The organism is Pseudoalteromonas sp. S1727 (assembly GCF_005886375.1).
GTDB lineage: Bacteria > Pseudomonadota > Gammaproteobacteria > Enterobacterales > Alteromonadaceae > Pseudoalteromonas > Pseudoalteromonas haloplanktis.
In genome coordinates, this window is sequence record NZ_PNDT01000240.1 from 1 (window position 1) to 397 (window position 397).

Consider the following 397-nt stretch of genomic DNA (forward strand, 5'->3'; position numbering starts at 1 on the left):
AGCGATAGATTTAACCGCACCAACATTAGCCATTAACACACCAAGTATTACCAATGATACAACGCCATTAATTAGTGGTACATCAGATGCAGCGCAAGGCACAGTCGTTTCGTTGTTGGTCACCGACAGTGCTGGTACAGAGCAATCAGCTCAGGCTACAGTCAAAGCCAATGGGTCATGGTCTGTAGCGCTTGGCAGTGAGCTTGTAGAAGGAAATTACAGCATTGCAGCTACAATCACAGATATCGCTGGTAATAGCAATTTAGCTCAAACAACAGGTGTAATAGATTTAACCGCACCGACAGTGTTGCTTGATCCATTAACTACTACAGCAGATAAAACTCCTGTTGTTACAGGGGCTGCCTTAGATGCCGTGGCAGGAAACACAGTTGCATTT

At 44.8% G+C, this 397-nt stretch carries 1 protein-coding gene; it reads left to right on the forward strand.

Going from position 1 to position 397, the window contains the following annotated elements; genetic code table 11:
- A partial coding sequence (locus tag CWB85_RS22565; protein ID WP_249314960.1) for an Ig-like domain-containing protein occupies window positions 1-397 on the forward strand: 397 nt, incomplete at both ends.